Source organism: Rhodothermales bacterium, assembly GCA_039944855.1.
Lineage (GTDB): Bacteria > Bacteroidota > Rhodothermia > Rhodothermales > JANQRZ01 > JBBSMX01.
The window spans coordinates 37571-61387 of the sequence record JBDUXZ010000022.1 but is presented as its reverse complement, the minus strand read 5'-3'; the positions used below and the strand labels follow the sequence as shown (position 1 = coordinate 61387).

Genomic DNA, 23817 nt, shown 5'->3' with positions numbered 1-23817 from the left:
GGGCTTCCCGCACTGCGGCTTCCCGCACGAATAAACGGACTGACCCATGCTCGAACGCATCATCGACTGGAGCGCCCGCAACCGCCTCCTCGTCGGCATCCTCACCCTCCTCGTCGCCTCCCTCGGCGCGTGGGCCACGCTCAATACCCCCGTCGACGCCATCCCCGACCTCTCCGACGTCCAGGTCATCGTCAGGACGGAGTACCCCGGCCAGGGCCCGCAGATCGTCGAGGAGCAGGTGACGTACCCGCTCACGTCGGCGCTCCTTTCCGTCCCATTCGCGAAGACCGTCCGTGGCTACTCCATGTTCGGGACGAGCTTCGTCTACGTCATCTTCGAGGACGGGACGGACATGTACTGGGCGCGGAGCCGCGTGCTGGAGTACCTCTCGCAGATTCAGGACCGGCTGCCGGAGGGCGCGAGCCCGTCGCTCGGCCCGGACGCGACGGGCGTCGGCTGGGTCTACACCTACAGCCTCCGCGACACGACGGGGACGTACGACCTCGCGCAGCTCCGCAGCGTGCAGGACTTCTACCTCAAGTACGAGCTGCAGGCCGTGGGCGGCGTGAGCGAAGTCGCCACCGTCGGCGGATTCCAGAAGCAGTACCAGGTCGTCGTCGACCCGCAGAAGCTCGCAGCGTACGGCGTCCCCATCGGGCGCGTCGGCGAGGCGCTGAAGCGCTCGAACCGCGATGTCGGCGGGCGGCTGCTGGAGCTCGGCGAGCGCGAGTTCATCGTGCGCGGGAAGGGCTACCTCGAAGGCGTCGACGACATCCGCGACGTCGTGGTGAAGGCCGAGGGCGGGACGCCCGTCACCGTCGGCGACGTGGCGACGGTCCAACTCGGGCCGGAGATCCGGCGCGGCATCGCCGATGTGAACGGCGAGGGCGAGGTCGTCGGCGGGATCGTGGTGATGCGCTACGGCGAGAACGCGCAGGCGACGATCGACCGCGTGAAGGCGCGGCTCGCCGAGCTGCAGGGCGGGCTGCCGCCGGGCGTCGAGGTCGTCACCGAGTACGACCGGAGCGCGCTCATCGGCCGCGCCGTCGACACGCTCACGACGCGGATCTGGGAGGAGTTGCTCGTCGTCGCGCTCATCGTGATGGTGTTCCTCCTCCACTTCCGCAGCGCGTTCGTCGCCGTCGTGACGGTGCCCGTCGGCATCCTGATCGCGCTCGGGGTGATGTACCTCCTCGGGATCAACGCCAACATCATGAGCCTCGGCGGGATCGCGATCGCGATCGGGGTGATGGTGGACGCGAGCCTCGTGATGGTCGAGAACGCGCACAAGCACATCGAGCGGGCGCGGGCGGCGAAGGCCGAGGCGCGGGGCGGCAAGGCGCCGCCGGTACCCGCCGTGGACCGCCGGCTCCTCGACGCGGCGGGGGGCGACGGGAGCGGCGCGGTGGCGCCCGGCCTCGGCGCCCGCCTGCGTCGCTTCTTCGACCGCACGCAGCGGCGGCTCGACGGGGTGGGGGAGGAGACGCCCGGCCTCACGAACGCCGAGCGGATGCACGCGGTGATCGAGGCGGCGAAGGAGGTCGGGCCGAGCCTGTTCTTCTCGCTCCTCATCGTCACCGTCAGCTTCCTGCCCGTCTTCACGCTGGAGCAGGTCGAGGGCCGGATGTTCCGCCCGCTCGCGCTCACGAAGACGTTCTCGATGGCGGCGGCGGCCCTCCTCGCCGTGACGCTCGTGCCCGCGCTGATGGCGGTCTTCGTCAAGGGGAAGATCCGCGCCGAGCAGCAGAACCCCATCGCGCGGTTCTTCATCCGCGCGTACCGCCCGCTCATCCGCGGCACGCTCCGCCGGCCCGTCGCCGTGCTCGTCGTCGGGTTCAGCCTCCTCTTCGTGACGGTGTTGCCCGTGCAACGGCTCGTGTTCGGCGACGTGCTCGTCCCGTTCCCGCAGATCGGGAGCGAGTTCATGCCGCCGCTCTGGGAGGGCGACCTCCTCTACATGCCGACGACGCTGCCCGGCGTCAGCCCGCAGGAGGCGAAGGAGATCCTGCAGCGGACCGACCGCATCATCGCGAGCTTCCCCGAGGTCGAGCGCGTCTTCGGCAAGATCGGCCGCGCCGAGACGGCCACCGATCCCGCCCCGCTCTCGATGATCGAGACGACGATCATCCTCAAGCCCGAGGACGAGTGGCGCGAGGGCGTGACGCGGCAGTCGCTGACCGCCGAGATGGACCGGGCGATCAACTTCCCCGGCCTCACGAACGCGTGGACGATGCCGATCAAGACGCGGACGGACATGCTCGCGACGGGGATCAAGACGCCGGTCGGGGTGAAGATCGCCGGGCCGGACCTGGCCGTGCTCGAACGGCTCGGGCGCGAGGTCGAGGCCGCCGTGAAGGACTTGCCCGGCACGCGGAGCGCGTACGCCGAGCGCGTGATGGGCGGGAGCTTTCTCGACATCGACGTAGACCGCCGCGCCGCCGCCCGCTACGGCCTCACGTCGGGCGACGTGCAGGACGTGATCATGGCCGCCGTCGGCGGGATGAACGTGACGACGACGGTGGAGGGGCTGGAGCGCTACCCCGTCAACGTCCGTTACCCCCGCGCCCTCCGCGACGACCTCCCCGCGCTCCGCCAGGTCCTCGTCCCGACGCCGAACGGCGCGAACGTCCCGCTCGGCCAGCTCGCCGACTTCTCGTACGTCGCCGGTCCCCCGATGGTGAAGAGCGAGAACGCCCGTCCGAACGCGTGGGTGTTCGTCGACCTCACCGACGAGGCCGACGTCGGGAGCTACGTGCAGCGGGCGCGCGACGTCGTCGCCGAATCCGTCGCGCTGCCGCCGGGCTACTCGCTGAAGTGGAGCGGGCAGTTCGAGTACATGGAGCGGGCGAACGAGCGGCTCGCCGTCCTCGTCCCGATCACGCTCGCGATCATCTTCCTCCTGCTCTTCCTCCACTTCCGCAGCGCGACCGAGGCCTTGCTGCTGATGATCCCGTTGCCGTTCGCCGTCGTCGGCGCGGTGTGGCTCATGCTCGCGCTCGGGTACAACTTCTCGATCGCCGTCGGCGTCGGGCTGATCGCGGTCGCGGGGCTCGCGGCCGAGACGGGCGTCGTCATGCACGTCTACCTCGACGAAGCCGTGAAGCGCTACCGCCGCGACGGCCGGCTCACGAGCGTACCTCGGCTGAAGGAGGCGCTCGAAGAGGGCGCCGTCGACCGCGTCCGCCCGAAGCTGATGACGGTGTTCACGACGATCATCGGCCTCGTCCCCATCATGATCGGGACGGGCACCGGGGCCGAGGTGATGCAGCGGATCGCCACGCCGATGGTGGGCGGGCTCGTCACGAGCACGGTCCACACGCTCATCATGATCCCCGCGCTCTACGCCGTCGTGCAGGGCCGCCGCCTCCGCCGCGAACTCCGCGAGGCACCCGCAGCCGAGCGGCCCGAGCTCGCTTTCGAACCCCTCGCTCCCGATGCGGCTGCACACGACTCCCGCCACGGCCTGCCCCCCTCCGGCGAGGACGCCCCCTCCAACTCCTGACCCTCGACCCCATGAAGCTCCTTCTTCTGACGCTGGCCCTCACGCTCCCGCTCGCAGCCTGCTCCGGCGACGATGCGAACCCCACACCGGCTGAGACGGCCTCGGCCACTGAGGCGGACCTCCCCCTCGTCACGGTCTATAAGTCGCCGACTTGCGGCTGCTGCGCGAAGTGGGCTGACCACATCGAGGCCGCCGGCTTTCCGGTAAAAACCGTTGACGTCACCGACCTCGGTGCCGTGAAGGCCGAGCACGGCATCCCGGCCCAGTACGGGTCCTGCCACACGGCCGTCGTGGACGGCTACGCCGTCGAGGGCCACGTCCCGGCCGAAGACGTGAAGCGGCTGCTGGCCGAACGTCCCGAGGCCGCCGGCCTCGCCGTGCCGGGGATGCCCATCGGCTCGCCCGGCATGGAGACGCCCGGCCGCCGGGCCGACCGCTACGAAGTGCTCCTCGTACAGGACGGCGACGCCACGGTCTTCACTCGTCACTAAACGCTCCCTCCCCACTACCTACCACCAACCAAGACCTCCTGAACCGATGAACACGCTCAACCTCACACGCCGCCCCCTGACGTCTCGCATCACGCGGCTCCCGCTCCTCGCCCTCTTCCTCGCCCTGCCCTTCGCGCTCGCCGCGTGCGGCGACGCCGATCCCGTCGATGCCGACGCCGGAGCGATGCAGGCCGCCCCGCCCACCGGTGCCGGAACGGCCGAAGACGAGATGCACGAGATGCCCGACGGCACGATGATGTCAGACGACGAGATGGACCACGACGGTATGGACGGCATGACCGACGGTGTCGCCTCCGCTCGCATGGAGGGCGGCGTGCAGGTCGTCGAGATCGAAGCCGGTCGGATGGGCTACGCGCCGAAGCAAATCGCCCTCGAAGCCGGCGTCCCCGCCCGCCTCGTCTTCACGCGCACCGTCGAGTCTGATTGCTCGGCGCGGGTGAAGATCCCTGCCTTCGACGTCCCCGTGACGGACCTCCCCCTCGACGAGCCCGTCGCCGTCGAGTTCACGCCGGATGAGAGCGGCGAGTTCGAGTTCGTCTGCGGGATGGACATGCAGCGCGGGTCCATCATGATCCGGTCCTGACCATGCCCGACTCGGAGCGAAACCCCGAGGGGTGGGCCGAGCGCGTCCGCTGCGTCTACGGCCGCGTCGCCGGTCGGTACGACGGCGCGCTCGCCCTCTTCGGGCTCCTCGGCTACCGCACGGGCGCTTACCGCCGCCGCGCCGTTTGCGCCCTCCGGCTGCGGCCGGGGCAGACCGTCGTGGACCTCGGCTGCGGGACGGGGAAGAACCTCCCGCTCCTCGCCGAGGCCGTCGGCGCTGGGGGCCGCGTCGTCGGCGCGGACTTCTCGCCGGCGATGCTGGAGGAGGCCCGTGCTCGCACCGAGGAGAACGGCCTGGCGAACGTCGAGCTGGTCGAAGCCGACGCCGCCACGTTCGACTTCCCCGAATCGCTCGACCGTGTGCTCGCGACGTTCTCGCTCAGCATGATGCCGGAGCCCGAGCGGGTGATCGCGCGCGCCGCTCGTGCGCTGGAGGCTCGTGCGCTGGAGAAGGACGGACGGCTCGCCGTGCTCGACTTCCGCATCCCGCCGTCGTGGCCGCGGCCGATTCGCCGGGCGGCCTTCGCCCTCGCGGCTCCGCTCGGCGAGACGTGGGCGATGGCCGAGCGGGACCTCCGACCACTCGCACGGCGTCACGTCGCCCTCGACGTCGACGAGTCGCTCTACTTCGGCGCGGCCTACGTCGCGGCCGGCTCACCCCATCCCCCCGCGTGATGCTCCGTGGCTACCCCTCACTCCCGCTGAAACGGATCGCCCTCTGGGGCTTCCTCCTCAACCTGGTGTGGGAGTTCGGGCAGTGCACGCTCCTCTACGACATGTGGGACTGGGGCTTCTGGCGGGCGACGGTGTGGATGTGGGGGGCGATCTTCGGCGACGTACTCATCGTGCTCGGCGTCGTGCTGGGCGCGGTGCTCTTCGTCGGGGCGGACCGGCTCCGTCCTCCGAACGCCGTCGGTTGGGCCGCGCTGCTCGGCGTGGGGTTCGTGGCGAGCGTGGGGCTGGAGTGGGCCGCGCAGGCCCTCGACCTCTGGGGCTACAGCGACCTCATGCCGACGCTGACGGTGCTCGGCCACACCGTCGGCCTCGCGCCCGTCGTGCAGGTAACGACGCTACCCGCGCTCAGCGCCTGGCTCGCCACGCGGAGCGGCCCCATTCCCCGGCACGCCGAACACGGAGCGCATTCCCAAACAGGAGGTGAGCGGTGAAGACGTGGCCGCTCCGCCTCCGCATCTTCGTAGCCGTCATCCTCCTCGCCGTGGGCGCGATGACCGTGCGGCTCGTCCAGCTCCAGCTCCTCGACCGGGACCGCTATGCGGAGGCCGCCCGCGACAACGCCGTCCGAGCCCGGCGCGTGGAGGCCCCGCGCGGCCGGATGTTCGACCGAGACGGCGCCCTCCTCGTAGATAATGCAGGGGCGTTCACCGTGAGCGTGGTGCCCTACGCCCTCGGCGACGGAGCGGCGCCCGAGCTCGCCCGGCTGCTCGGCCTCCCCGACTCGACCGTCGCAGCGCGCGTAGCGGAGGCGCGGCGCTGGAACCCTTACCGCCCGAGCCCGATCGTGCAGAACGTGCCCGTCGAGGTCGCAGCGCGCGTCGAAGAGGCCCTCTTCCGGCTTCCCGGTGTGGACGTGGTGGCGGGGTACCGGCGGCGCTACGGGTCGGTGCGAGGCGCGCACACCTTCGGCTACCTCGCCGAGATCGGCCCGGAGCGGCTCACCCGCCTCGAAGGTCAGGGGTACGCACCGGGCGACGTCGTCGGGCAGAGCGGGATGGAGCTGGCCTACGAAGAGCTCCTTCGAGGTCGGCCTGGCGTCCGGTTTGAACTCGTGGACGTGCGGGGGCGCACCGTCGGGCGCTGGCAGGGCGGCGCCGAGGACGAGCCGCCTACCTCGGGGTTCGACCTCCACCTCGCCCTCGACGCCGACCTCCAGACCCTCGCCGAGTCCCTCTTCGTCGGCAAGCGCGGCGCGGCCGTCGCACTCGACCCTCAGACGGGGGAGGTGCTCGCCGCCGTCTCGGCCCCGGACTACGACCCGGCGCTGCTCGCCCCACCCATCGACGTGGGCGCGTGGCGGGGGCTCAATGCTGACCCCGAGCGCCCGCTCTTCAACCGGTTCATGCTCAGCGGGCAGCCCCTCGGCTCGACGATCAAACCGCTCATGGGCCTGGCGGGGCTGGAGGAGGGCGCGATCACGCCCGCAACGACGTACCCCTGCACGGGGGCGTTCTACTACGGCGGACAGCGGTTTGGTGGGCACGGCAACTACGGCCCCCTCGCTGTGGAGGACGCCATCCGCGTCTCGTGCAACGAGTTCTTCTACTGGCTCGGCCTGGAGCTCGGACTAGAGCGGTTCCACGCGTGGGGCCGCCGGGTGGGCTTCGGCGAGCTGATGCCGACGGACTTCCCGACGCAGAACGCCGGCCTCTGGCCCGACGAGGGCTACTTCGACCGCACCTACGGCGCGGGCCGCTGGACGCGCGGCTACCTCGTCTCGCTCGGGATCGGGCAGGGGAACGCCGCCGTGACCCCGATGCAGCTCGCCCGCTACACCGCCGCCCTCGCCAACGGCGGCACGCTCGTCGCCCCGCACTTCGCCCGCGCCCTCCGCAACCCCGAAACCGACGAAGAAGTCCGGCCCGGGTTGCCCCGTGCTGAGCGGCTCGGTCTCGACTCCGCCTACGTCGCCCTCGTCCGGGAGGGTATGCGGGCCGTCGTGACGAACGGGACGGCCCGCATCGCCCAGATCGAGGGTGTGCCTGTGGCCGGGAAGACAGGGACGGCGCAGAACCCACAGGGCGAGGATCACTCGCTCTTCATCGCGTTCGCACCCTACAGCCCCTCCGGGCGTGAGGCCGAGATCGCCGTGGCCGTCTTCGTCGAGAACGCCGGGTTCGGCTCGGCGGCGGCGGCCCCGATTGCCAGCCTCCTGATCGAGCAGTACCTCACGGGCACCGTCGCCCGTCAGGACCTCGTCCGCCGCCTCGTGGAGGAGGTGCGGAGCGAGCCGGTTCAGTGACGCACTGTGAGGAGGGACGCGCCGAACCGACCTGCCCGTAAGAGAAAGAGGGGACCGGCCATATAGCCAGTCCCCCCCGCGCTGAGGTCTTACGAAATCTCAGGGACTCTTATGCCTGTGCGGGCGTGCCGATGGCCGAGAGGACCTGGCGACAGGCCTCCTCGCAGCGGCGGCAGCTCTCGGCGCAGATCCGGCAGTGCTCGTGCATGCCGGCGTGCTTCTCGCACTCGTCGCCGCACGTCTTGCAGGCGACCCGGCACGCCTCGACCTGGCTGTGGATGAGCGTCCAGTCGGGCTCCGTCCGGCGCGAGAGGATGCGCGCGGTGGCGTCGCAGACGTCGGCGCAGTCGAGGTCCTGGCGGATGCAGTAGCGGAGGTCCTTCACCATGTCCTCGGCCAGACAGGCATCGGCGCACGAGGTACAGGTCTGGGCGCAGTCGAAGGCGGCCTCGACGAGCCCTGCGATGGTGTCGAGGTTCCGGCCGTCGGCGCTGGGGTGGGTGCTGAGCATGCGTTGGGCGTTCATAGCGATTCCTCTGAGAGGGGCTGATGAGAGGGAGAGGGGGGAGAGCGGAGTCGCTCTCTGGAACAGATATAGGGTACGGGGGTACCCCACCCCGTTGTTCCCACTCAACCCCAGATCGTCATGAACGAGCAAAAGACCGACACCCTCCAGATCACCGGGATGAGCTGCGGCCACTGCGTCCGCACCGTCGAGGAGGCCCTCCGGGGCGTCGAGGGCACCGAGGTGCTCGGCGTTGAGGTGGGCGAGGCCCGCGTGCGCTACGACCCCGAGCGCGTGAGCCGCGAGCGCCTCGCCGAGGCCGTCGAGCGCGAGGGCTTCGACGTAGCAGCGTAACCGCGCCGCTACGACCTTAACGCTTCGCCTCCGTCCCCATCAATCCATCCCCCTCACCGGACCCCGCTCGCCATGCACATGCACGAGGAAAAACGGAAAGAGGTGGTGGACCGCCTCAAGCGCATCGAGGGGCAGGTCCGCGGCCTCCAGCGGATGGTCGAGGAGGACCGCTACTGCGGCGACGTGCTCGCGCAGATCGCCTCGGTGCAGCGGGCGCTCCAGGGCGCGGGCAAGCTCATCACGCGGAACCACCTCGAGACGTGCGTCACCGACGCCCTCCGCTCGGGCGACGAGGCGGCGGCGCGGCGGACCTACGACGAGATCATGGACCTGCTCTTCAAGCAGATCCGCTGACCGAACGAATCCGATGGCCACACACCCACCGACCCAGCCGGTAGTCCGTAACGACACGCCTGCCGACGGCGAAGCCGCGCGCGAGGCTGCACGGCCCAAGCAGGAGAGGGTGCCCGAGCGGGCGACGCTCCCCATCTCCGGGATGACGTGCGCGGCCTGCGCCGGCCGCGTCGAGCGCGCCCTCAGCAAGGCTCCCGGCGTGGCCGAGGCGCGCGTCAACCTCGCCACCGAGCGGGCCTCGGTCCGCTACGACCCGGCCGAGACCACCCCGGTCGCCCTCGCCGAGGTCGTTCGGGAGACCGGGTACGACGTGCCGGTCGATGAGACGAGCCTGACCGTCCGGGGGATGACCTGTGCTGCCTGCATGGGCCGCGTCGAGCGGGCGTTGAAGACGGTGGAGGGCGTCCTCGACGCGAGCGTGAACCTGGCGACCGAGCGCGCCGTGGTGCGCCACGTGCCAGGCGCGGTCTCGGCGGCTCAGATCGAGGCCGCCGTCCGCGACGCCGGCTACGACGTGCTGGAGGTCGAGGGCGGGCAGGACCGCGTGGATGCCGAGCGCGAGGCACGTGAGGCCGAACGGCACGCGCTCCGCCGCCGGCTCTTCGTCGCGGCCGGCTTCACGGTCCCCATCCTGCTGCTCTCGATGGGGCCGATGCTCGTCCCCGGCGGGCACGACTGGCTGGCTGGCGTCGTCCCCATGCCGACGCTCTTTCTTATCTTGTTCGCGCTCGCCTCGGTCGTGCAGTTCGGCCCCGGCCTGCAGTTCTACCGCGCTGGGCTGGCCTCGCTCCGCCACGGCTCGCCGGACATGAACACGCTCGTCATGCTCGGCACGACGGCGGCCTACGGCTACTCCGTCGTCGCGACGTTCGCGCCGGGGCTGCTCCCCGAGGGGACGGTCCACGTCTACTACGAGGCCTCGGCGACCATCATCACGCTCATCCTCGTCGGTAAGTACCTCGAGGCCGTCGCGAAGGGACGTACGAGCGAGGCTATCAAGACGCTCCTCGGCCTCCAGCCCCGCACGGCGCGCGTGGTCCGAGACGGTGTAGAGCAGGAGGTGTCCGTCGAGGAGGTCGTCGCCGGCGACGTGGTGGTGGTGCGGCCCGGCGAGAAGATCCCCGTAGACGGCGTCGTCGTCGAGGGGGCCTCCTTCGTGGACGAGTCGATGGTCTCGGGTGAGCCAGTGCCGGTCGAGAAGGGCGAAGGAGCCGAGGTCGTCGCCGGGACGATCAACGGGACAGGCAGCTTCCGCTTCCGCGCCGAGCGCGTCGGGGCCGAGACGGTGCTCGCGCAGATCATCCAGATGGTCGAGGAGGCACAGATGACGCGGCCCCCGATCCAGGCCCTCGCCGACCGCGTGGTCGCCGTCTTCGTCCCCGTCGTGATAGGGATCGCCACGCTCACGGCCGTGGTGTGGCTGCTCGTCGGGCCGGCGCCGGCGCTCCCGATTGCCCTCGTCGCGGCCGTGTCGGTGCTCATCATCGCCTGCCCGTGCGCGATGGGCCTGGCGACACCCACCTCGATCATGGTCGGAACGGGAAAAGCGGCCGAGCTCGGCGTGCTCTTCCGCCGCGGTGATGCGCTGCAGACCCTCCACGAGGCCGACGTCGTCGCGCTCGACAAGACCGGCACGCTCACCGAGGGTCGCCCGCAGCTCACCGACCTCGACATCCGAGACGGCTTCACCGAAGACGAGGTGCTCCGGCTCGTCGCGGCGGTCGAGGCACAGAGCGAGCATCCCATCGGCCGCGCGATCGTCGCGGAGGCGGTGGCGCGCGAGCAGGCGCTCCCCGAAGTTGAGGGCTTCGAGGCCGTACCCGGCTTCGGCGTCGCCGCGACCGTCGCTGGGCGGGTCGTCCAGGCTGGAGCTGACCGCTACATGCGCCGCCTCGGCCTTGACGTGGGGGTGTTCGCCTCGACCGCCGAGCGGCTGGCGGAGGAGGGGAAGACCCCGCTCTACGCCGCCGTGGACGGCCGCCTCGCCGCCGTCCTCGCCGTGGCTGACCCCATCAAGCCCGAGACGCCCGCTGCCATCGAGGCACTCCACGCCCTCGGCCTCCGCGTGGCGATGATCACCGGCGACAACCGCCGCACGGCCGAGGCCATCGCCCGTCAGCTCGGCATCGACGAGGTGCGCGCCGAGGTGCTGCCCGACGGGAAGGCGGAGGCCGTCAAGCAGCTCCAGGCCGAGGGGCTGAGCGTTGCCTTCGTCGGCGACGGGATCAACGACGCCCCGGCACTCGCGCAGGCCGACGTGGGCCTCGCCATCGGGACCGGCACCGACGTCGCGATCGAGTCGGCCGACGTGGTGCTGATGTCGGGCGACCTCCGAGGCATCCCGACGGCGCTGGCGCTCTCGCGGGCCACGCTGCGCAACATCAAGCAGAACCTGTTCTGGGCCTTCGCCTACAACGTCGTCCTGATCCCGGTGGCGGCCGGGGCGCTCTACCCGCTCTGGGGCGTGCTGCTCTCGCCGGTCTTCGCAGCAGCGGCGATGGCGGTCTCCAGCGTGTTCGTGCTCACGAACGCGCTCCGCCTCCGACGCTTCGAGCCGCCGGTGCTTCGCGCCTAGCGGATAGGCCGAGGGCACAGGCTACCGGATGACGTATGTCCAGTTCTTATAGACCTCGGCCTCGCAGGCTGGCTCGATCATGGTCCAGCCCTGAACCGTGCTTGACTCTGATCGCACATCCGGAGAGGAGAGCTGTGGCGAGCGCGTCCGCCGCGTCTACGACCGCGTCGCTGGTCGGTACGACGGCGCGCTCGCCCTCTACTCCCTCGTCGACTTCCCATTCCGGAGTCTTGGCCCCGGCCAATTCGCCGGGCGGCCTTCGCCCTCACGGCTCCCCTCGGCGAGACGTGGACGATGGCCGCGCGACCTCCGCCCCCTGATGCAACAGCATTTCTCCCTCGACACCGACGAGGCGTTCTACCTCGGCGCAGCGTACGTCGCGGCTGGCTCGCCCCATCACCCAGCGTGATGCTCCGTGGTTACTCCTCGCTCCCGCTGAAGCGGATCGCCCTCTGGGGCTTCGTGCTCAACGTACTCTGGGAGTTCGGGCAATGCACGCTCCTCTACGACATGTGGGACTGGGGCTTCTGGCGCGCGACGGCGTGGATGTGGGGGGCCATCCTCGGCGACGTGGTGATCGTGCTCGGCGTCGCGCTGGGAGCCGTACTGCTCGTGGGCGCTCTCCGGGTAGCGCCGCCCGACACACTCGGGTGGGCGACGCTGCTCGGCGTAGGATTCGTGGCGAGCATGGGGCTGGAGTGGGCGGCGCAGGCCCTCGACCTCTGGGGCTACAGCGACCTCATGCCGACGCTCACCGTCTTCGGCCACACCGTCGGCCTCGCGCCCGTCGTACAGGTGACGACGCTGCCGGCACTGAGCACGTGGTTCGCTACGCACCGGGCCTCATCGCTCGATGCCCCGCTTCGCCAGGTCCATCGCCTTCCCTACCACGGCGATCTGATTGGGCGTCAATGCGCGGGCGAGGCTCTCGGCCTGCGCCGGCGCGATGGCCCGTGCGTGCACTCCGATACGCTGGAGGATGTCGGCGGGGCGACCGTGCGCCTGCGTGAGCCCGGCCAGCTCATGGCGGAGGGACCGGACCTCGGCCCCCTTGGCTTCGAGCGCCCCGCGCAGCCGCTCGAAGGGCAGGCCCGCCGCCGAACGGGTGTGGAGGTACTGCTCACCGACGTTGGCGGCCCCACGCGCGGCCTCGTACCCCTTCGACGAGTCCACCTCGCGTGCGAGCCCGAGCCACTTCGTCCGCTCCTCGGTCACGACGGGGCCGAAGCGTTCCGGCTCCCGGCGCATGATGCTGGCGGAGGTCTCCGGGGTTTCGCGCGCAGCGAGCGCCTCGAAGGCGCTGCGGGCGGCCACCGGGTCGCGGTACGCCTCGGCCAGCGCGCGGTCGAACGTGTCGGAGAGCCGTCCCGCTTCGTGCACCTGTCGGCCCGCCGTGCGGAGCTGGCCGTCGAGCTCGCTCCGGGCCTGGACGGCGGCCCCGAGCCGGCTCTCCACGTCCGTCACGCGCTCGTAGGCCCGAACGTCCTCGACGAGCCGCCGCGCCGGATCACTCTGAGGGACGGCGTCGGTGCGGGGCGGGACACGTTCACCGGGCTCCGGCTTCTGCTCCTGGCGCTCCCCTGGCTCCTTGCGCTCGCCCGAGCCCGCAAAGGCGACCCCCGCCCGCAGGGCCACCTCAGTGGCTTTGAACGGCACCTCTCGCTCGTCGCCGTTCCCGTCCATTATCCGCACGGCGGCTACGGCTGCGCGGGCGACCTCCGACGACCGAGCACCGGATCGTTCGCCCTCCAGAGTGGGCGTCTGAGCACGTTCGACGCCGTTCCGCTCCTGGCGCGTCGGCGACAGCGCTGGGGGTCCGAAGACCTGGCCGTAGACCCCACGGGAGGGCTCGGGCGCGGCGGCCACCTTCGGCGCTTCCGGCTTCGGCGCTTCCAGCTGCGCCGCGCGCGGCACGTCCGGGCCGGAGTGCTCGGGGGGAGGGGAGGGGGGAGCGCCCTTCGAGGCCTCCAGCTTCTCCCCAAACCGCTCTTCCAGCCGGGGGCGGCTGAGCCGCTCGTCCACGGCCGAAGCCTTCGTGTACCGTTCGCCGTCTGTGATCGCCATGCCTCTTTGGGTGGGTTTGATTTCGTAGCCGTGGCGGGCGAGCGCCCCGCGCAGCTCGCTCCAGTTCTTCGATCCGTCGAGCGCACGGACCAGGTCGTCGCCCGTCTTCTCGCGGACCTGCTCGGAAAAGGGGAGTTCGCCCGTGCGGCGGGCGCGGCGGACCTCGCCGGTCGAGAGGCCCCGCGTGCGGTCGGGGGCCGGGTCGCCGGCGTCGCGGGCGTGGTGGCCCGGCACCCGCGTCAGGCCCCACTCCTTCTCTAGCTCCCGGAGCACCGACTCGACCCGGCGGTAGTCGAACGAGACCGTCGCCGCCTTTCCCGTCTCGGGGTGGACGCGGTTGGCCATGACGTGGAGGTGGGGGTGGCCCTTGTCCTCGTGCGCGACGAGGAGCGCCTGGTGCTCCGAGAGGCCGAGCGCGCCGAGCACGCGGTCGGCCGCTTGCTGCATCTGCTCGCGCGTCGGGTGGTCGGTCTCGCTGAACGAGATCGAGACGTGGTAGACCGGCTTCTCCAGGCGGGAGTCCGCCACGAGCGTGGCCGCCTCCATCTCGCGGGCGACCTCCTGCGGGTCCGTCCCGATCATCCAGCGCGGCTCGGTCCACGCGACCCGCCCCTCGTCCTTCGTGAGGTACTGCGCCAGCCCGCTGAAGCTGCTCCCCGTCGAGACCTTTCCGACCATCGCCTCGCCTCCGCGTCTACAGCTTCGACCTCAGTTCGACGACCTCGCGGACGAGCGCTTCCAGCTCCTCCGCCTGCTCCTGCTCTGACACGCGCCGGGCGAGCGCCTGGAGGCGGACGCCGATCCGGCTGAGGCGGTGGTAGACCACCTCGCCGGCGCGCCGCTCAATGCGGCCCCCGGAGCCCCCACCGACCCCGACTTCGCGGAGGTACGCCGACGGCGCGAGACCCGTCGCCTCTGCCGCGGACTCGATGGCCTTACGCTCGGCGTCGTTCGCGCTGACGAGGTACTTGTGCCGCCGACGCTCCGACGGGGGCTTCTTCGGTCGTCCGCCCCGCCGGCCGCCACGGGTAGCCCCTTCAGAGGCCGCCTCAGTCGGCGCGCTGGCGGGTGCGATCTCGCTTAGCCCAAACCCCTCTTCGACCTTTTCGCTTAGCGGCGTCATTGCTTGCTGAATCCACTTATCCAGAACCGGAAGCACGATACTGGACCTTGCGCTTCGCGTCCAACGGGTGCCTGACGCGATCCCGCCATCTGTGCCGCCGTCCTGCCGGATTCTGCCCGAGCGACCCGCGGGCAACTTCGCGCTTTAGATCGTTGTGCCACTTGCCGAAACCCGTTGTGCAAATGGCCGTACCATCACCGAACCCAACAGCATTCCGATGGAAGCCTTGACGCTCCCGGACCTCCGCGACGTCCTGCTCGACCGTCTCGACGGCAGACGCCTCCTCGACCTAGACGAGGCCCCGGTCTCGGTCATCCGAGACGGCCTCTCGGCCGAGGCCTTCGACCAGCTCCAGGCGTTCCTGGGCTGCTCCGTCTCGGTCCTCGCCGGCACGCTCGGCATCGCCCCGCGCACGCTCGCCCGTCGCCGCCAGGCCGGTCGCCTCTCGCCGGACGAGTCCGACCGGCTCCTCCGCACGGCGCGCCTGGCCGAACTCGCCTTCGCCGTCTTCGAGGACGCTGAGGCGGCGGCCGAGTGGCTCACGACGCCGAAGCGGCTCCTGGACGGCGAGACGCCCCTGGAGCGCGCCGACACCGCACCGGGCGTGCGGGAGGTCGAGGACATGCTCTTCGCCGTCGAGTTCTCCGCTGCTGCCTGACGAGCCGTGGCGAGAACGTTCTGGAGACTCACGAAGGCGAAGTACGGCCGTCTTGGAAGGGGGGAGGCGCGCGGCCCTTTCTCCGGCTACGGCTCCACCCTCCACGCTGGCCGATGGCACCCGAAGGGGACACCGGTGGTCTACGCCGCTGAGAGCGCCGCGCTCGCCCTCCTCGAAACCCTCGTCCACGTCGAGCGGGCCGACCTCCTCCGGTTCGACTACGTGGCGATCCCCGTGACGGTCCCGGACGCGCTCGGCGATCTCATCGAGTCGCTCGATGTGGGCGACCTCCCGGCGGACTGGCAGGCGTGGCCTTACCCCGCCTCGACGCAGGCGCTCGGGGCGGAATGGTTCGACGCCCGGCGCTCGGTCGCGCTCGTCGTGCCGAGCGCCGTCGTCCCACACGAGCGGAACGCGCTGCTGAACCCGACACACCCGCGCTTCGGGGAGTTGGAGATCGGAGCACCGCAGCCCTTCCCCGTAGATCCGAGGCTCACGACCTGAGCACTCGACGTGCGATCAGCACCCACGCTCCCATTCGTGTTAGTAACAGCGATGGGAGTAACCCCCTCAGCCGTAGATGGAACACCGCTGTGAGAGCGCCGGCGGACTTCTTCTTGCTAAGCGAGAACATTGCTTGCTCTTCAAGCTTAGCCGAAACGCCGAGGCCTCCGCAAGGCTCCGCTCCCTACCCCCTCAGCGCTCCTTACCCCATCAGCCCTCGCTCAGCGAGACTGGTGTAGCTGTCACCCGTGATGATCAGGTGGTCGTGGACCGGAATGCCCATGAGCCGCCCCGTCTCGACGAGCCGCTTCGTGATCTCGACGTCCTCCCGACTCGGCTCGGGGTTGCCCGAGGGGTGGTTGTGGGCGAGGAGGAGGGAGGCGGCGTTGGCGAGGACGGCCGCCTTGAACACCTGCCTAGGCTCGACGATGCTCGCTGCCAGCCCGCCCACGGAGGCAACGTGCAGCCCGACGAGGGTGCTGGCCGTGTCGAGGAGACAGACGACGAACTCCTCGCGGTCGCGGTCGGCAAAGTAGTCCTGGAGCACGGCCGCGGCGGCGGCAGGTGAGCTCACCTGCTCTCGCTCGGGGAAGGTGAACACCCGCTCGCGCACGAGCCGCGTCGTGTAGAGCGGGACACCGGAGAAGAGGGCTTCGCGGTACGTCGCCGGCGACATCGTCCGAGAGCTCGTCGCGTGCCTCGTTCTGCGTGCCGCTGTCGCCTCGGCCACGCCGTCGGTGAAGAGGTCTTGCTGCATGACGGTTCCTCCTCCCATCACCGAAGCCAGATGCAGACAAAGGCGGGGTTGCGGTACTTGCTCGCCCGGTGCGAGGCCCACACCCGCCCCGTCTCGCGGTGGACGCCGATGGACCAGATCCACGCCTCGGTGGCCGCGTTGCAGTAGTCCTTGTCCTCGGCGAAGAGGGTGCCCGAGCGCGCGGCGAGGAGCAGCACCTCGTGATCCGTCGCCGCAGCAGCGAGGTCGCGGGCGTCCACCTCCCCGAGGAGGTAGTCGCCGTGCGCAGAGCGCGCGCAGCCGGAGAGGTCTACAGCCTCGCCGCTCGCCAGCTTCTCCTGCATCCGGCGGTTCTGCATCCCCCGCAGAGGGTGCCCCTCGGGGAACGGGTTCGCCTCGCAGTCGCCGTCCGCGTAATAGAGCGTGACGGGCTGGCGGCCATACCACGGCGTGCACGTCCGGGTCTTCTTCAGGAAGCCGAGCCGGACGAGGCGGTCGGCGTGGTAGCGCTCGCCCGGCCAGAGGTCGTAGGCCGTGAGGGCGGGGTGGCCGCCGATGCGGTCGCGCGCGCAGCCTTCCTGCATCCGCTCTTCGAGACGGGTCAGGACGAGGAGGTTCTTCGGGGTCGCTTTCATGGACCGTGTGGTTAAATGAATAGGGGAGGGCGCTTCGGCCACGACTCCAGCCGAAGCGCCCTCCCCACCCAGTTCCCTCAGTTCATGCTGAGGCCGACCGCCAGCTCAATGGCCGCCCGAAAGGCGCGGACCTTCTCCTGCGACCTCGGGCCGAAGACGACGGAGTGGTCCACGTCGCCGCGGCCCTCGCGCCAGTCGCTCGTCTCCGTCGCCGCGTTGTAGGCGGCCCAGACGGTCCGGGCGAACTGCGGGTGCTCGTCGTTGAACTTCGAGTAGAGCACGCGCGCGCCGTCGCGGATCTGCCGGACGCGGTCGGTCGAGGTCATCCACGACTCCATCGCGGCCTCGGCGTCCATGATCGCCTGGTTGAGACGACGGCTACCCGTCGTGCTGTTCTTCATGACCCCGAGCTGCTGCGGCGTGAGGCTCTGGAAGAGGCGGACCTTCGTCGGCATCGCGGGGTCGGGGAAGGCCTCCTTCAGAATCCGATCCAGCCCCTCCTCGCCCACGGGCGTTTTCGCCATCGCCTCGAAGTAGGCCTGCACCTTTTCCGTCGCTCGCGTCATCTCGGTCACGAGCTGTGCGGCGAAGGCCACGGTCCCCGTCGGGTCGCCCGTGTGCGGGATGCGGAGGTTGATCGTCGCCTGGCGGATGCCGAGCGAGAGGGTGTTCTGGCAGACGACGCGGCGGGGCGTGAAGAGGACGCGGTGGCCTTTCCCCGGCACCTGGCTCAGCACGCAGACGAAGTAGTTCTCGATCTCGTCCACGCTCTGGACTGCGAAGGCGTCGCCGCGGAGCGCGAGGAAGAGGGTCTCGCCGCCCTTGAGCACGCCGCAGGTCTCGACGGGGAACGTCTCGGAGAGCGGGTCGAGCGCCGTCGCGTAGTCGAGGTACTGCGCGACGGTCCAGTTCTCGGACGCGATACCGAACACGCGCGGCTCGGGGTCGTCAGGCGTCGGCTTGCGAATGATGGCGCTCTGGTCGGTTTGATAAGCCTCCCCCTCGTAGACGTACTTCAGCGGCGCGGCGTCGATCTCGATGCCGACGGCGGTCTTGCCCACGGCGTCGACGACGGACACCTCGTCGTCGAGGTCGAACGTCTCGCCGAGGCGATGCCATGCTGCCTTCTGGCGGCTGTAGAAGCGGTTTCCAAAGATGTCGTGCATGGTGTTGCACCTCCATACTGGTGATGATGAGAGCAAAGAGGCCGAAGCCTCAAGGCGAGCCGGGCGACGCGCCTCACTGAGAGGGGCGCGCCACCCGGCGGCCGTGGAGCGGGAGCTCCTGCTACCAGCCTGTCTCGTCAGCCTCCTCGCTCTCGTGACCGTTCAGCTCGTAGGTGCTCGGGCCGAAGTGGTCCGTGCCGTAGAGCAGCCCGTCGAGGTAGGAGGCCCGGTAGGCGTAGGGGCTCGCCTCGGCTACGGCGTGCGCGTCAGCCCACGTGCGCCGGTCGTCGGCCCAGTCGATCCAGGCCCGCGCAGCCTCGTGCGCCTCAGCGATGGCGACCTGGACCCCGGAGGCTTCAGCGTCGAGGCCCGGCCGCGTCAGCCGGACGGTGTTGCCGGTGACGTAGAACCGGAGGACCGGGCCGGTCCCGTAGGCGTCGGTTTCGAGCCGGAGGAGCGGGACCACCCAGAGCGCGTGCGCTGCCGGGAGGCGTCCGACGAAGCTCTTGCGGCCTCGGGAGCTCGTGCGGTCGTGCTCTTCGAGGAAGAGGTGGACCTCGTCCGCCGTGGGATCGTCGGGATCGGTGACGGCGATGCGAGCGACCAGCTCGGGGAAACGTGCGCCCTGCTGCCCCGTCCAGTGCTCCAGCCGTCGGAGCCCACTCTCGGCCTCGGGCGTGAGCTCAAGCGCTGTAGGAACGACCAACCCGCGCGTGCGAAGCCGGAGGCTTTGCGCGAGGGCCTCCTCCTTGAGGAGGTGCGGGTTGAAGGATGGGCATGTGCTCCGCGCTGCCGCGCTTCGGAGCCGCTTCGCGTAGCGGTACCAGGTGCGGGCCTGAGCGTAGTGCGGGCGCTGTGCGCCGCCAGGAGTAGAGCGATACGTGGTGCGGGGGTTGGTCATGGTGGACCTCCGTGCTGGTGATGAGATGAGAGCGACGGCTGCATTCGCAGCCGAGCCGGAGGGCCAGGCATGTTTGCGCTGGCCAGCGGCCACCCCGCTGGCAGGCGTAAGGACGGACAGGACGAGTGGAAGAGGCGAAGCCGACAGAGCGGGCCGCGCAAAGCGACCTGCTCCCGCTCGTCCGGTTGAGTCAAGGTGGAGCGCCCCCGCGCGGAGCGACCGGCACTTAGGCGCTCAGGCGCTTACAGCGCCCGCTTAAGTGGCGCAGCGCGAGCACGGGGCCGAACGACCTTGACGCTGTCCGGCCGTCGCCTAATTTTCCCTTCCCGCTGCCAGCCAGCCCTGTTGGGGGGTGGACCCGAGGGCCGCTCCCCGAGGGTCCCTCCGATGAGGCAGCGGACGGACTTCCCGAGTCCACAGAGCAGCCTCACCGGGCCGACCAGCCGGAAGCGGCCACAGGCTCGCTTCTGTCGATTCTCCCCAGCGCACGGAAATGCGGCGACCCCGATGGCGGGCGGGGCTCTCAACTCCCACCCGTGCGCGAGCACGCACCAAAGCCACCGAGGCCGCCGCTCTCACCGGCCCGGCCGCAGGCGAAGTGCCCGCAGCCAGGCGCACGGAGAGGGATAGAACGCACCGAGGAAGACCGGGGTCGCCCTCGGCGCACTCGAGAGTCGGTCAATCGAGCGCCACCTCCGCCGTCTCCGGGCGTGCTCCTTCTGTGGACGCTGCCTCGTAGAAGCGGTGGTAGCAGAAGGCCGCGATCCGCCTGATCTCGGCCTTGCGATACCGATTCCAGGCCTCCGGCGAGAGCCCGTGCCCGTCGCGGCTGAGTGCGGCACCAGCCAGGAAGTCTCCGAACAGTCGTGCGGCGATGCGGAGGTCTTCGTCCCGCTGGTAGCGCTCGGTCAGGTTGAACCGCATCCAGTCGTGGAGTTCGTCGAGCTGGCAGTCCGTGAGGTGCTGCGCCGCGTCGAGGCAGGCGTGATGCCGCACAACGCGCTGGACGAACTCCAGCATCTCCGCCTTCCTCATCGAGGAGTAGAAGCGTTCCCCGAACTGGCTCCACAGCCCGACTCCGGACCGTTCGTGCACCGCTTCGAGCTGCTTCTTCGTGTAGGTCGGGAGCGCTGACCAGACGCGGTTCAGACGGAGTGGCGGGAGCGTCTCGCCCGACGCGCGTTCGGGTGGGGTCTCTTCACTCGACGGCTCCGCCTCGGGGACGGACTCCGCAGCGGGCGGCTCTTCAGTAGCAGCCTCCTCAGCCCGCACGTCGGCGGCCACCACGACGGCGACCTCCGCAGCCCCAAGAGCACCATCGCCGGCGACGTCCACGGCGGGAGTTGCTCCGTCATACTCTTGCGGTTCGGCACCCTCTGGATCGGGCACTGCTGCCTCCAGCAGCCCCATCGCTGCCACCAGCTGCCGAGCCGCTATCCACTTGAGGCGGTGGTCGATGCCGCGCTTGGCGAGCACACGCTTCTCCCGCTCCCCGAACCCCGACGGTGACGAGTCCGCAGAGGGATCGCAGAGGACGAGGAGGTCGGTCTTCGTCGCGAGACGGAAGAGGAGGGCGGGGCACCAACGCTCCTCGTGGAGCCGGTGAAAGGCGGCGAAGACCCGCCACTCGCGGACGGCACCGGCGAGTGCGCTCAACTCCCACGCCTCGGGAGACTCGTCGCGGCCTCGTAACTGTCCTAGATCGGCCTCGACCCTCGCCCGCTGCGCCTCGACCCACTCGCCGAATCGCCCGACGACGGCCGAGTTGCAGGAGGTGATGCTGGTGGGGAAGGGGTTCTCGGGAAGGAGAGAACGGGCAAGTTCCTCGGCTACGGCTTCGAGTGCGAGGCTCCGTGCTGTTGGTTGGACAGACATGGCGGCAAGGCGTTCGTGGATGGACTACTGGGCGAGCGCTCACCTCATTGAGAGGCCGGGTCGCTCTTCGCTCCGCCAGGAGCGACCCGGCCGTTACCGCCGATCAAGAGTGGCGACGGCTTACTGCACTATCGTGAAGAAACAGTTAACGCGCCCTATGGTTAGCACATATGACGGTCGGAAGCTTGGATGCACCTCGGCACGCTCATGTCCCTCGCATCGCTATGGAAACCGATGGCTACATCCACTTCGCCGGTGACTGGTCCGAAGCGGAGCGGGAGGTTGTGGAGCGCGCTCTCACCGAATTCGAACGGGAAGTCGGCGACGCGGAACCCTCCGACGGGCCTCGACCTCTGGTCTGCTTGAAGGTCCAGGCTGGGGGCGGGCCACCTGCCTTTGCAGCCTATCGTCTCGGCCGCGACGACATGCTCGCTGCCCCGACGGCGAAGGAGCTAGCCGCGAAGATCTACAGGCTCATCGTATTCGGAACCAGCGAGGGGATAAACGAGGAGGAGTGGCGCGGCGGCATCCCTCGCGCCCGGCTGCGTGACGTATTCGACTACGTCCGCGCTCATCTCAGCGAGCCCATCAAAGTGGCCCACATCGCACAGCGAGCTCACCTCAGTGAGGCGCACTTCGCGCGAGAATTCAAGCGGACGCTCGGAGAAACGCCGCTGGAGTACGTCACGCGGTGCCGCGTCGAGCAAGCTCAGCGGCTTCTGAGGCACAGTGAGCTCCATGTGGGCGAGATCGCCCGCCGCGTTGGTCTCCGCAACGCGAGCCACTTCGCCAAGACGTTCCGTGAGCGTGTGGGAATGACCCCAAGCCAATACCGCCGCGGCGTGATAGCTAGCCACGTCACGGATTAGCGCTAGGCGCGGTCACTCTTCGTTTGCTACTTGAGGGGTCATCGTCGCTTTGGATAATTTGTTCTTCGCCCGTGGTCCTCTTCACGCGGAGCCCACACGAGACCCAGTTCACACTGGAACCGGGGGGCGCATTACGTGTTCATAACACGTGTTATGAACACACAACCCCATGAGCACAGCCCTCCAACGCGAGATCCGCCAGTCGAAGCCGTTCGCGAGCCCTGAGGCCGAGGCCGCCCTCAACGTCGCCCGTACGGCGGCCATCCTCGACGCTGAGATCGCCGACGCCCTCAAGCCGCACGGGCTCACGCCGACGCAGTACAACGTCCTCCGCATCCTCCGCGGGGCTGGCGACTCCGGCCTCTGCCGCTACGAGGTGGGCGACCGCCTCGTGACCCCGGTCCCCGACGTGACGCGGCTCCTCGACCGTCTCGAAGCGGGCGGACTCGTCGACCGCGCGCGGGACTCCGAGGACCGGCGGCAGGTGAGGGCGCGGATCACGCCGCAGGGGCTCGACCTCCTCGGCGAGCTCGACGGGGTGCTCGAAGCGCTGCACCGCCGCCAGCTCGGCCACCTCGGTGCAGACCGCCTCCGCGTCCTCATCGACGTCCTCGCTGATGCTCGCCAGAGGGAGTGAGTCTCGAAGCTCACAGCGCATCCCTCTTTGCTCAATTGCGTGTTGTAAACACTATTCGTCACACCACATAAAGACCCCAACCTCCTATGCCTACCACCACCGCCACAGCGACGGCCCCCTCGCGTCTCTCCGCGCTCGCCGTCCCCACGTTCGCTCCCGTCGCCCACGCCGTGCTCCGCATCGGCGCCGGGCTCCTCTTCATGCAGCACGGCGCGCAGAAGCTCTTCGGCTTCCTCGGCGGCGTCGACGGCAACGGCGCCACGGTCGAGCTCCTCTCGCAGTTCGGGCTGGCCGGCGTGCTCGAGTTCTTCGGCGGCGCGCTCGTCGTCCTTGGGCTCTTCACGCGGCCCGTCGCCGCCGTGCTCACGGCGCTGATGGTCGCCGCCTACTCCATCGCCCACGCCTTCCAGGCGGTCTTCCCCGTCCAGAACGGCGGGGAGCTCGCGCTCCTCTACGCGCTCGTCTTCGCCTTCCTCGCCGCCGCCGGCCCCGGTGCGTGGAGCCTCGACGGCCGCCGTCGCACGCGCTGATGCCGTCACCCTACCTCCCCAACCCTGACCACCAACGACCCCACGCGCCATGAAAACCCTCCTCCTCGCCTTCATCGTCGGCCTGCTCCCCCTCGCGCAGACGACCCCGGTTGCCACGACGCCTGAACCGGCCCCGACTGCGGCCGTGACCGCTACAGCCGCAACTGCTACGGCGGCGACCTACCAGATCGACCCGGCCCACACCACGGTCGGCTTCCGCATCCGCCACATGGGCATCGCCTTCGTCGAGGGCGAGTTCGACGAGTTCACCGGGACGATCACCTACGACCCCAACGACGTCGCCGCCACGCGGGCCGACGTGAGCGTGCAGACGAACAGCATCGACACCGACGTCCAGCAGCGCGATGACCACCTCCGCTCGGCCGACTTCTTCGAGGCCGAGACGTACCCGACGATGACGTTCACGACGACGGGCGTACAGCCGACGGGGCAGAACGGCTTCCGGCTCATCGGTGACCTCACGATCAAGGGCACCACGGAGGAGGTCGTCTTCGACGTGGAGGCCGCCGGGCCGATCCCGATCGAGAACGGCCAGCGCGTCGGCTTCCACGCCACGACGACGATCGACCGCCGCGACTTCGGGATCGACTGGGGCAGCGAGCTGCCGGGCGGGATCCCCGCCGTCGGCAACCAAGTCCAGCTCGTCCTCGACGTCGAGGCCGTGACTCAGTCCTGAGGTGATGCGTGGGGCCGGGGGCCTTCCCGCTCCCGGCCCT

General features: G+C 69.9%; 24 protein-coding genes. 16 read left to right on the top strand and 8 right to left on the bottom strand.

The genetic code is table 11. The features are described 5' to 3' along the window. Window positions 1-46: 46 nt before the first annotated feature. The 6 genes from ABJF88_11805 to mrdA are packed head-to-tail and all read left to right on the top strand — an operon-like array spanning window position 47 to window position 7594. Window positions 47-3502, top strand: a complete 3456-nt coding sequence (locus ABJF88_11805) for an efflux RND transporter permease subunit (protein ID MEP0547609.1) — start codon at window positions 47-49, stop codon at window positions 3500-3502. 11 nt (window positions 3503-3513) lie between these two features. Next, the gene (locus ABJF88_11800) at window positions 3514-3993 is read left to right on the top strand and encodes a DUF411 domain-containing protein (GenBank protein ID MEP0547608.1); all 480 of its coding nucleotides are present in this window, start codon (window positions 3514-3516) and stop codon (window positions 3991-3993) included. Between the two features lie 46 nt (window positions 3994-4039). Further along, the gene (locus tag ABJF88_11795) at window positions 4040-4597 is read left to right on the top strand and encodes a cupredoxin domain-containing protein (protein ID MEP0547607.1); all 558 of its coding nucleotides are present in this window, start codon (window positions 4040-4042) and stop codon (window positions 4595-4597) included. Window positions 4598-4599: 2 nt separating this feature from the next. Beyond that, window positions 4600-5292 (top strand): methyltransferase domain-containing protein, encoded by a 693-nt coding sequence (locus ABJF88_11790; GenBank protein MEP0547606.1) that lies wholly within the window; start codon window positions 4600-4602, stop codon window positions 5290-5292. Then, complete coding sequence (locus tag ABJF88_11785) at window positions 5292-5783, top strand: hypothetical protein (GenBank protein ID MEP0547605.1); 492 nt, start codon at window positions 5292-5294, stop codon at window positions 5781-5783. Before ABJF88_11790 ends, ABJF88_11785 begins: the two co-directional genes overlap by 1 nt. Beyond that, window positions 5780-7594, top strand: a complete 1815-nt coding sequence (gene mrdA, locus ABJF88_11780) for a penicillin-binding protein 2 (GenBank protein ID MEP0547604.1) — start codon at window positions 5780-5782, stop codon at window positions 7592-7594. Before ABJF88_11785 ends, mrdA begins: the two co-directional genes overlap by 4 nt. Before the next feature lie 109 nt (window positions 7595-7703). Here the strand turns inward: mrdA and ABJF88_11775 are convergent, their stop codons facing one another. Then, entirely contained in the window at window positions 7704-8120 is a 417-nt protein-coding gene (locus ABJF88_11775; GenBank protein ID MEP0547603.1) for a four-helix bundle copper-binding protein, read from the bottom strand. Window positions 8121-8240: 120 nt separating this feature from the next. Here ABJF88_11775 and ABJF88_11770 point away from each other — a divergent pair, with 120 nt between their 5' ends. From ABJF88_11770 to ABJF88_11755, 4 genes are all read left to right on the top strand, one after another. Beyond that, entirely contained in the window at window positions 8241-8453 is a 213-nt protein-coding gene (locus ABJF88_11770; GenBank protein MEP0547602.1) for a cation transporter, read from the top strand. 78 nt (window positions 8454-8531) lie between these two features. Then, window positions 8532-8807 carry a metal-sensitive transcriptional regulator gene (locus ABJF88_11765; GenBank protein MEP0547601.1) on the top strand — a complete coding sequence of 92 codons (276 nt, stop codon included), beginning with the start codon at window positions 8532-8534 and terminating at the stop codon, window positions 8805-8807. 13 nt (window positions 8808-8820) lie between these two features. Further along, a complete protein-coding gene (locus tag ABJF88_11760) occupies window positions 8821-11382 on the top strand; it encodes a heavy metal translocating P-type ATPase (protein MEP0547600.1) in 2562 nt (853 codons plus the stop codon). Between the two features lie 97 nt (window positions 11383-11479). After that, entirely contained in the window at window positions 11480-11791 is a 312-nt protein-coding gene (locus ABJF88_11755) for a hypothetical protein (protein MEP0547599.1), read from the top strand. A gap of 434 nt (window positions 11792-12225) precedes the next feature. On the opposite strand, the gene ABJF88_11750 is transcribed toward ABJF88_11755, so the two are convergent. Beyond that, window positions 12226-14124, bottom strand: coding sequence for a relaxase/mobilization nuclease domain-containing protein (locus tag ABJF88_11750; protein ID MEP0547598.1), 1899 nt, complete (start codon window positions 14122-14124; stop codon window positions 12226-12228). 16 nt (window positions 14125-14140) lie between these two features. Further along, window positions 14141-14569, bottom strand: a complete 429-nt coding sequence (locus ABJF88_11745; protein MEP0547597.1) for a hypothetical protein — start codon at window positions 14567-14569, stop codon at window positions 14141-14143. Window positions 14570-14786: 217 nt separating this feature from the next. On the opposite strand from ABJF88_11745, the gene ABJF88_11740 reads away from it, so the two are divergent. Both ABJF88_11740 and ABJF88_11735 read left to right on the top strand, forming a co-directional pair. Further along, window positions 14787-15227, top strand: coding sequence for an antitoxin Xre-like helix-turn-helix domain-containing protein (locus ABJF88_11740; protein MEP0547596.1), 441 nt, complete (start codon window positions 14787-14789; stop codon window positions 15225-15227). A gap of 6 nt (window positions 15228-15233) precedes the next feature. Further along, complete coding sequence (locus tag ABJF88_11735) at window positions 15234-15731, top strand: RES domain-containing protein (protein MEP0547595.1); 498 nt, start codon at window positions 15234-15236, stop codon at window positions 15729-15731. Between the two features lie 202 nt (window positions 15732-15933). On the opposite strand, the gene ABJF88_11730 is transcribed toward ABJF88_11735, so the two are convergent. The 5 genes from ABJF88_11730 to ABJF88_11710 form a co-directional block, all read right to left on the bottom strand. Then, window positions 15934-16488, bottom strand: coding sequence for a JAB domain-containing protein (locus ABJF88_11730; GenBank protein MEP0547594.1), 555 nt, complete (start codon window positions 16486-16488; stop codon window positions 15934-15936). A gap of 17 nt (window positions 16489-16505) precedes the next feature. Then, entirely contained in the window at window positions 16506-17102 is a 597-nt protein-coding gene (locus tag ABJF88_11725; GenBank protein MEP0547593.1) for a hypothetical protein, read from the bottom strand. Window positions 17103-17179: 77 nt separating this feature from the next. Next, on the bottom strand, window positions 17180-18268 hold the full coding sequence (locus ABJF88_11720) for a DUF932 domain-containing protein (GenBank protein MEP0547592.1): 1089 nt from the start codon (window positions 18266-18268) through the stop codon (window positions 17180-17182). A gap of 121 nt (window positions 18269-18389) precedes the next feature. After that, window positions 18390-19169: a hypothetical protein gene (locus ABJF88_11715; protein MEP0547591.1), complete on the bottom strand. Its 780-nt coding sequence runs from the start codon at window positions 19167-19169 to the stop codon at window positions 18390-18392. Window positions 19170-19847: 678 nt separating this feature from the next. After that, complete coding sequence (locus ABJF88_11710) at window positions 19848-21044, bottom strand: hypothetical protein (protein ID MEP0547590.1); 1197 nt, start codon at window positions 21042-21044, stop codon at window positions 19848-19850. A 224-nt stretch (window positions 21045-21268) separates the two neighbouring features. On the opposite strand from ABJF88_11710, the gene ABJF88_11705 reads away from it, so the two are divergent. The 4 genes from ABJF88_11705 (at window position 21269) to ABJF88_11690 (ending at window position 23777) form a co-directional block, all read left to right on the top strand. After that, on the top strand, window positions 21269-21913 hold the full coding sequence (locus tag ABJF88_11705; GenBank protein MEP0547589.1) for a helix-turn-helix transcriptional regulator: 645 nt from the start codon (window positions 21269-21271) through the stop codon (window positions 21911-21913). Window positions 21914-22082: 169 nt separating this feature from the next. Beyond that, the gene (locus ABJF88_11700; GenBank protein MEP0547588.1) at window positions 22083-22550 is read left to right on the top strand and encodes a MarR family transcriptional regulator; all 468 of its coding nucleotides are present in this window, start codon (window positions 22083-22085) and stop codon (window positions 22548-22550) included. A gap of 86 nt (window positions 22551-22636) precedes the next feature. Further along, complete coding sequence (locus tag ABJF88_11695) at window positions 22637-23080, top strand: DoxX family protein (protein MEP0547587.1); 444 nt, start codon at window positions 22637-22639, stop codon at window positions 23078-23080. 49 nt (window positions 23081-23129) lie between these two features. After that, the gene (locus ABJF88_11690) at window positions 23130-23777 is read left to right on the top strand and encodes a YceI family protein (protein ID MEP0547586.1); all 648 of its coding nucleotides are present in this window, start codon (window positions 23130-23132) and stop codon (window positions 23775-23777) included. The last annotated feature ends 40 nt before the right edge of the window (window positions 23778-23817 follow it).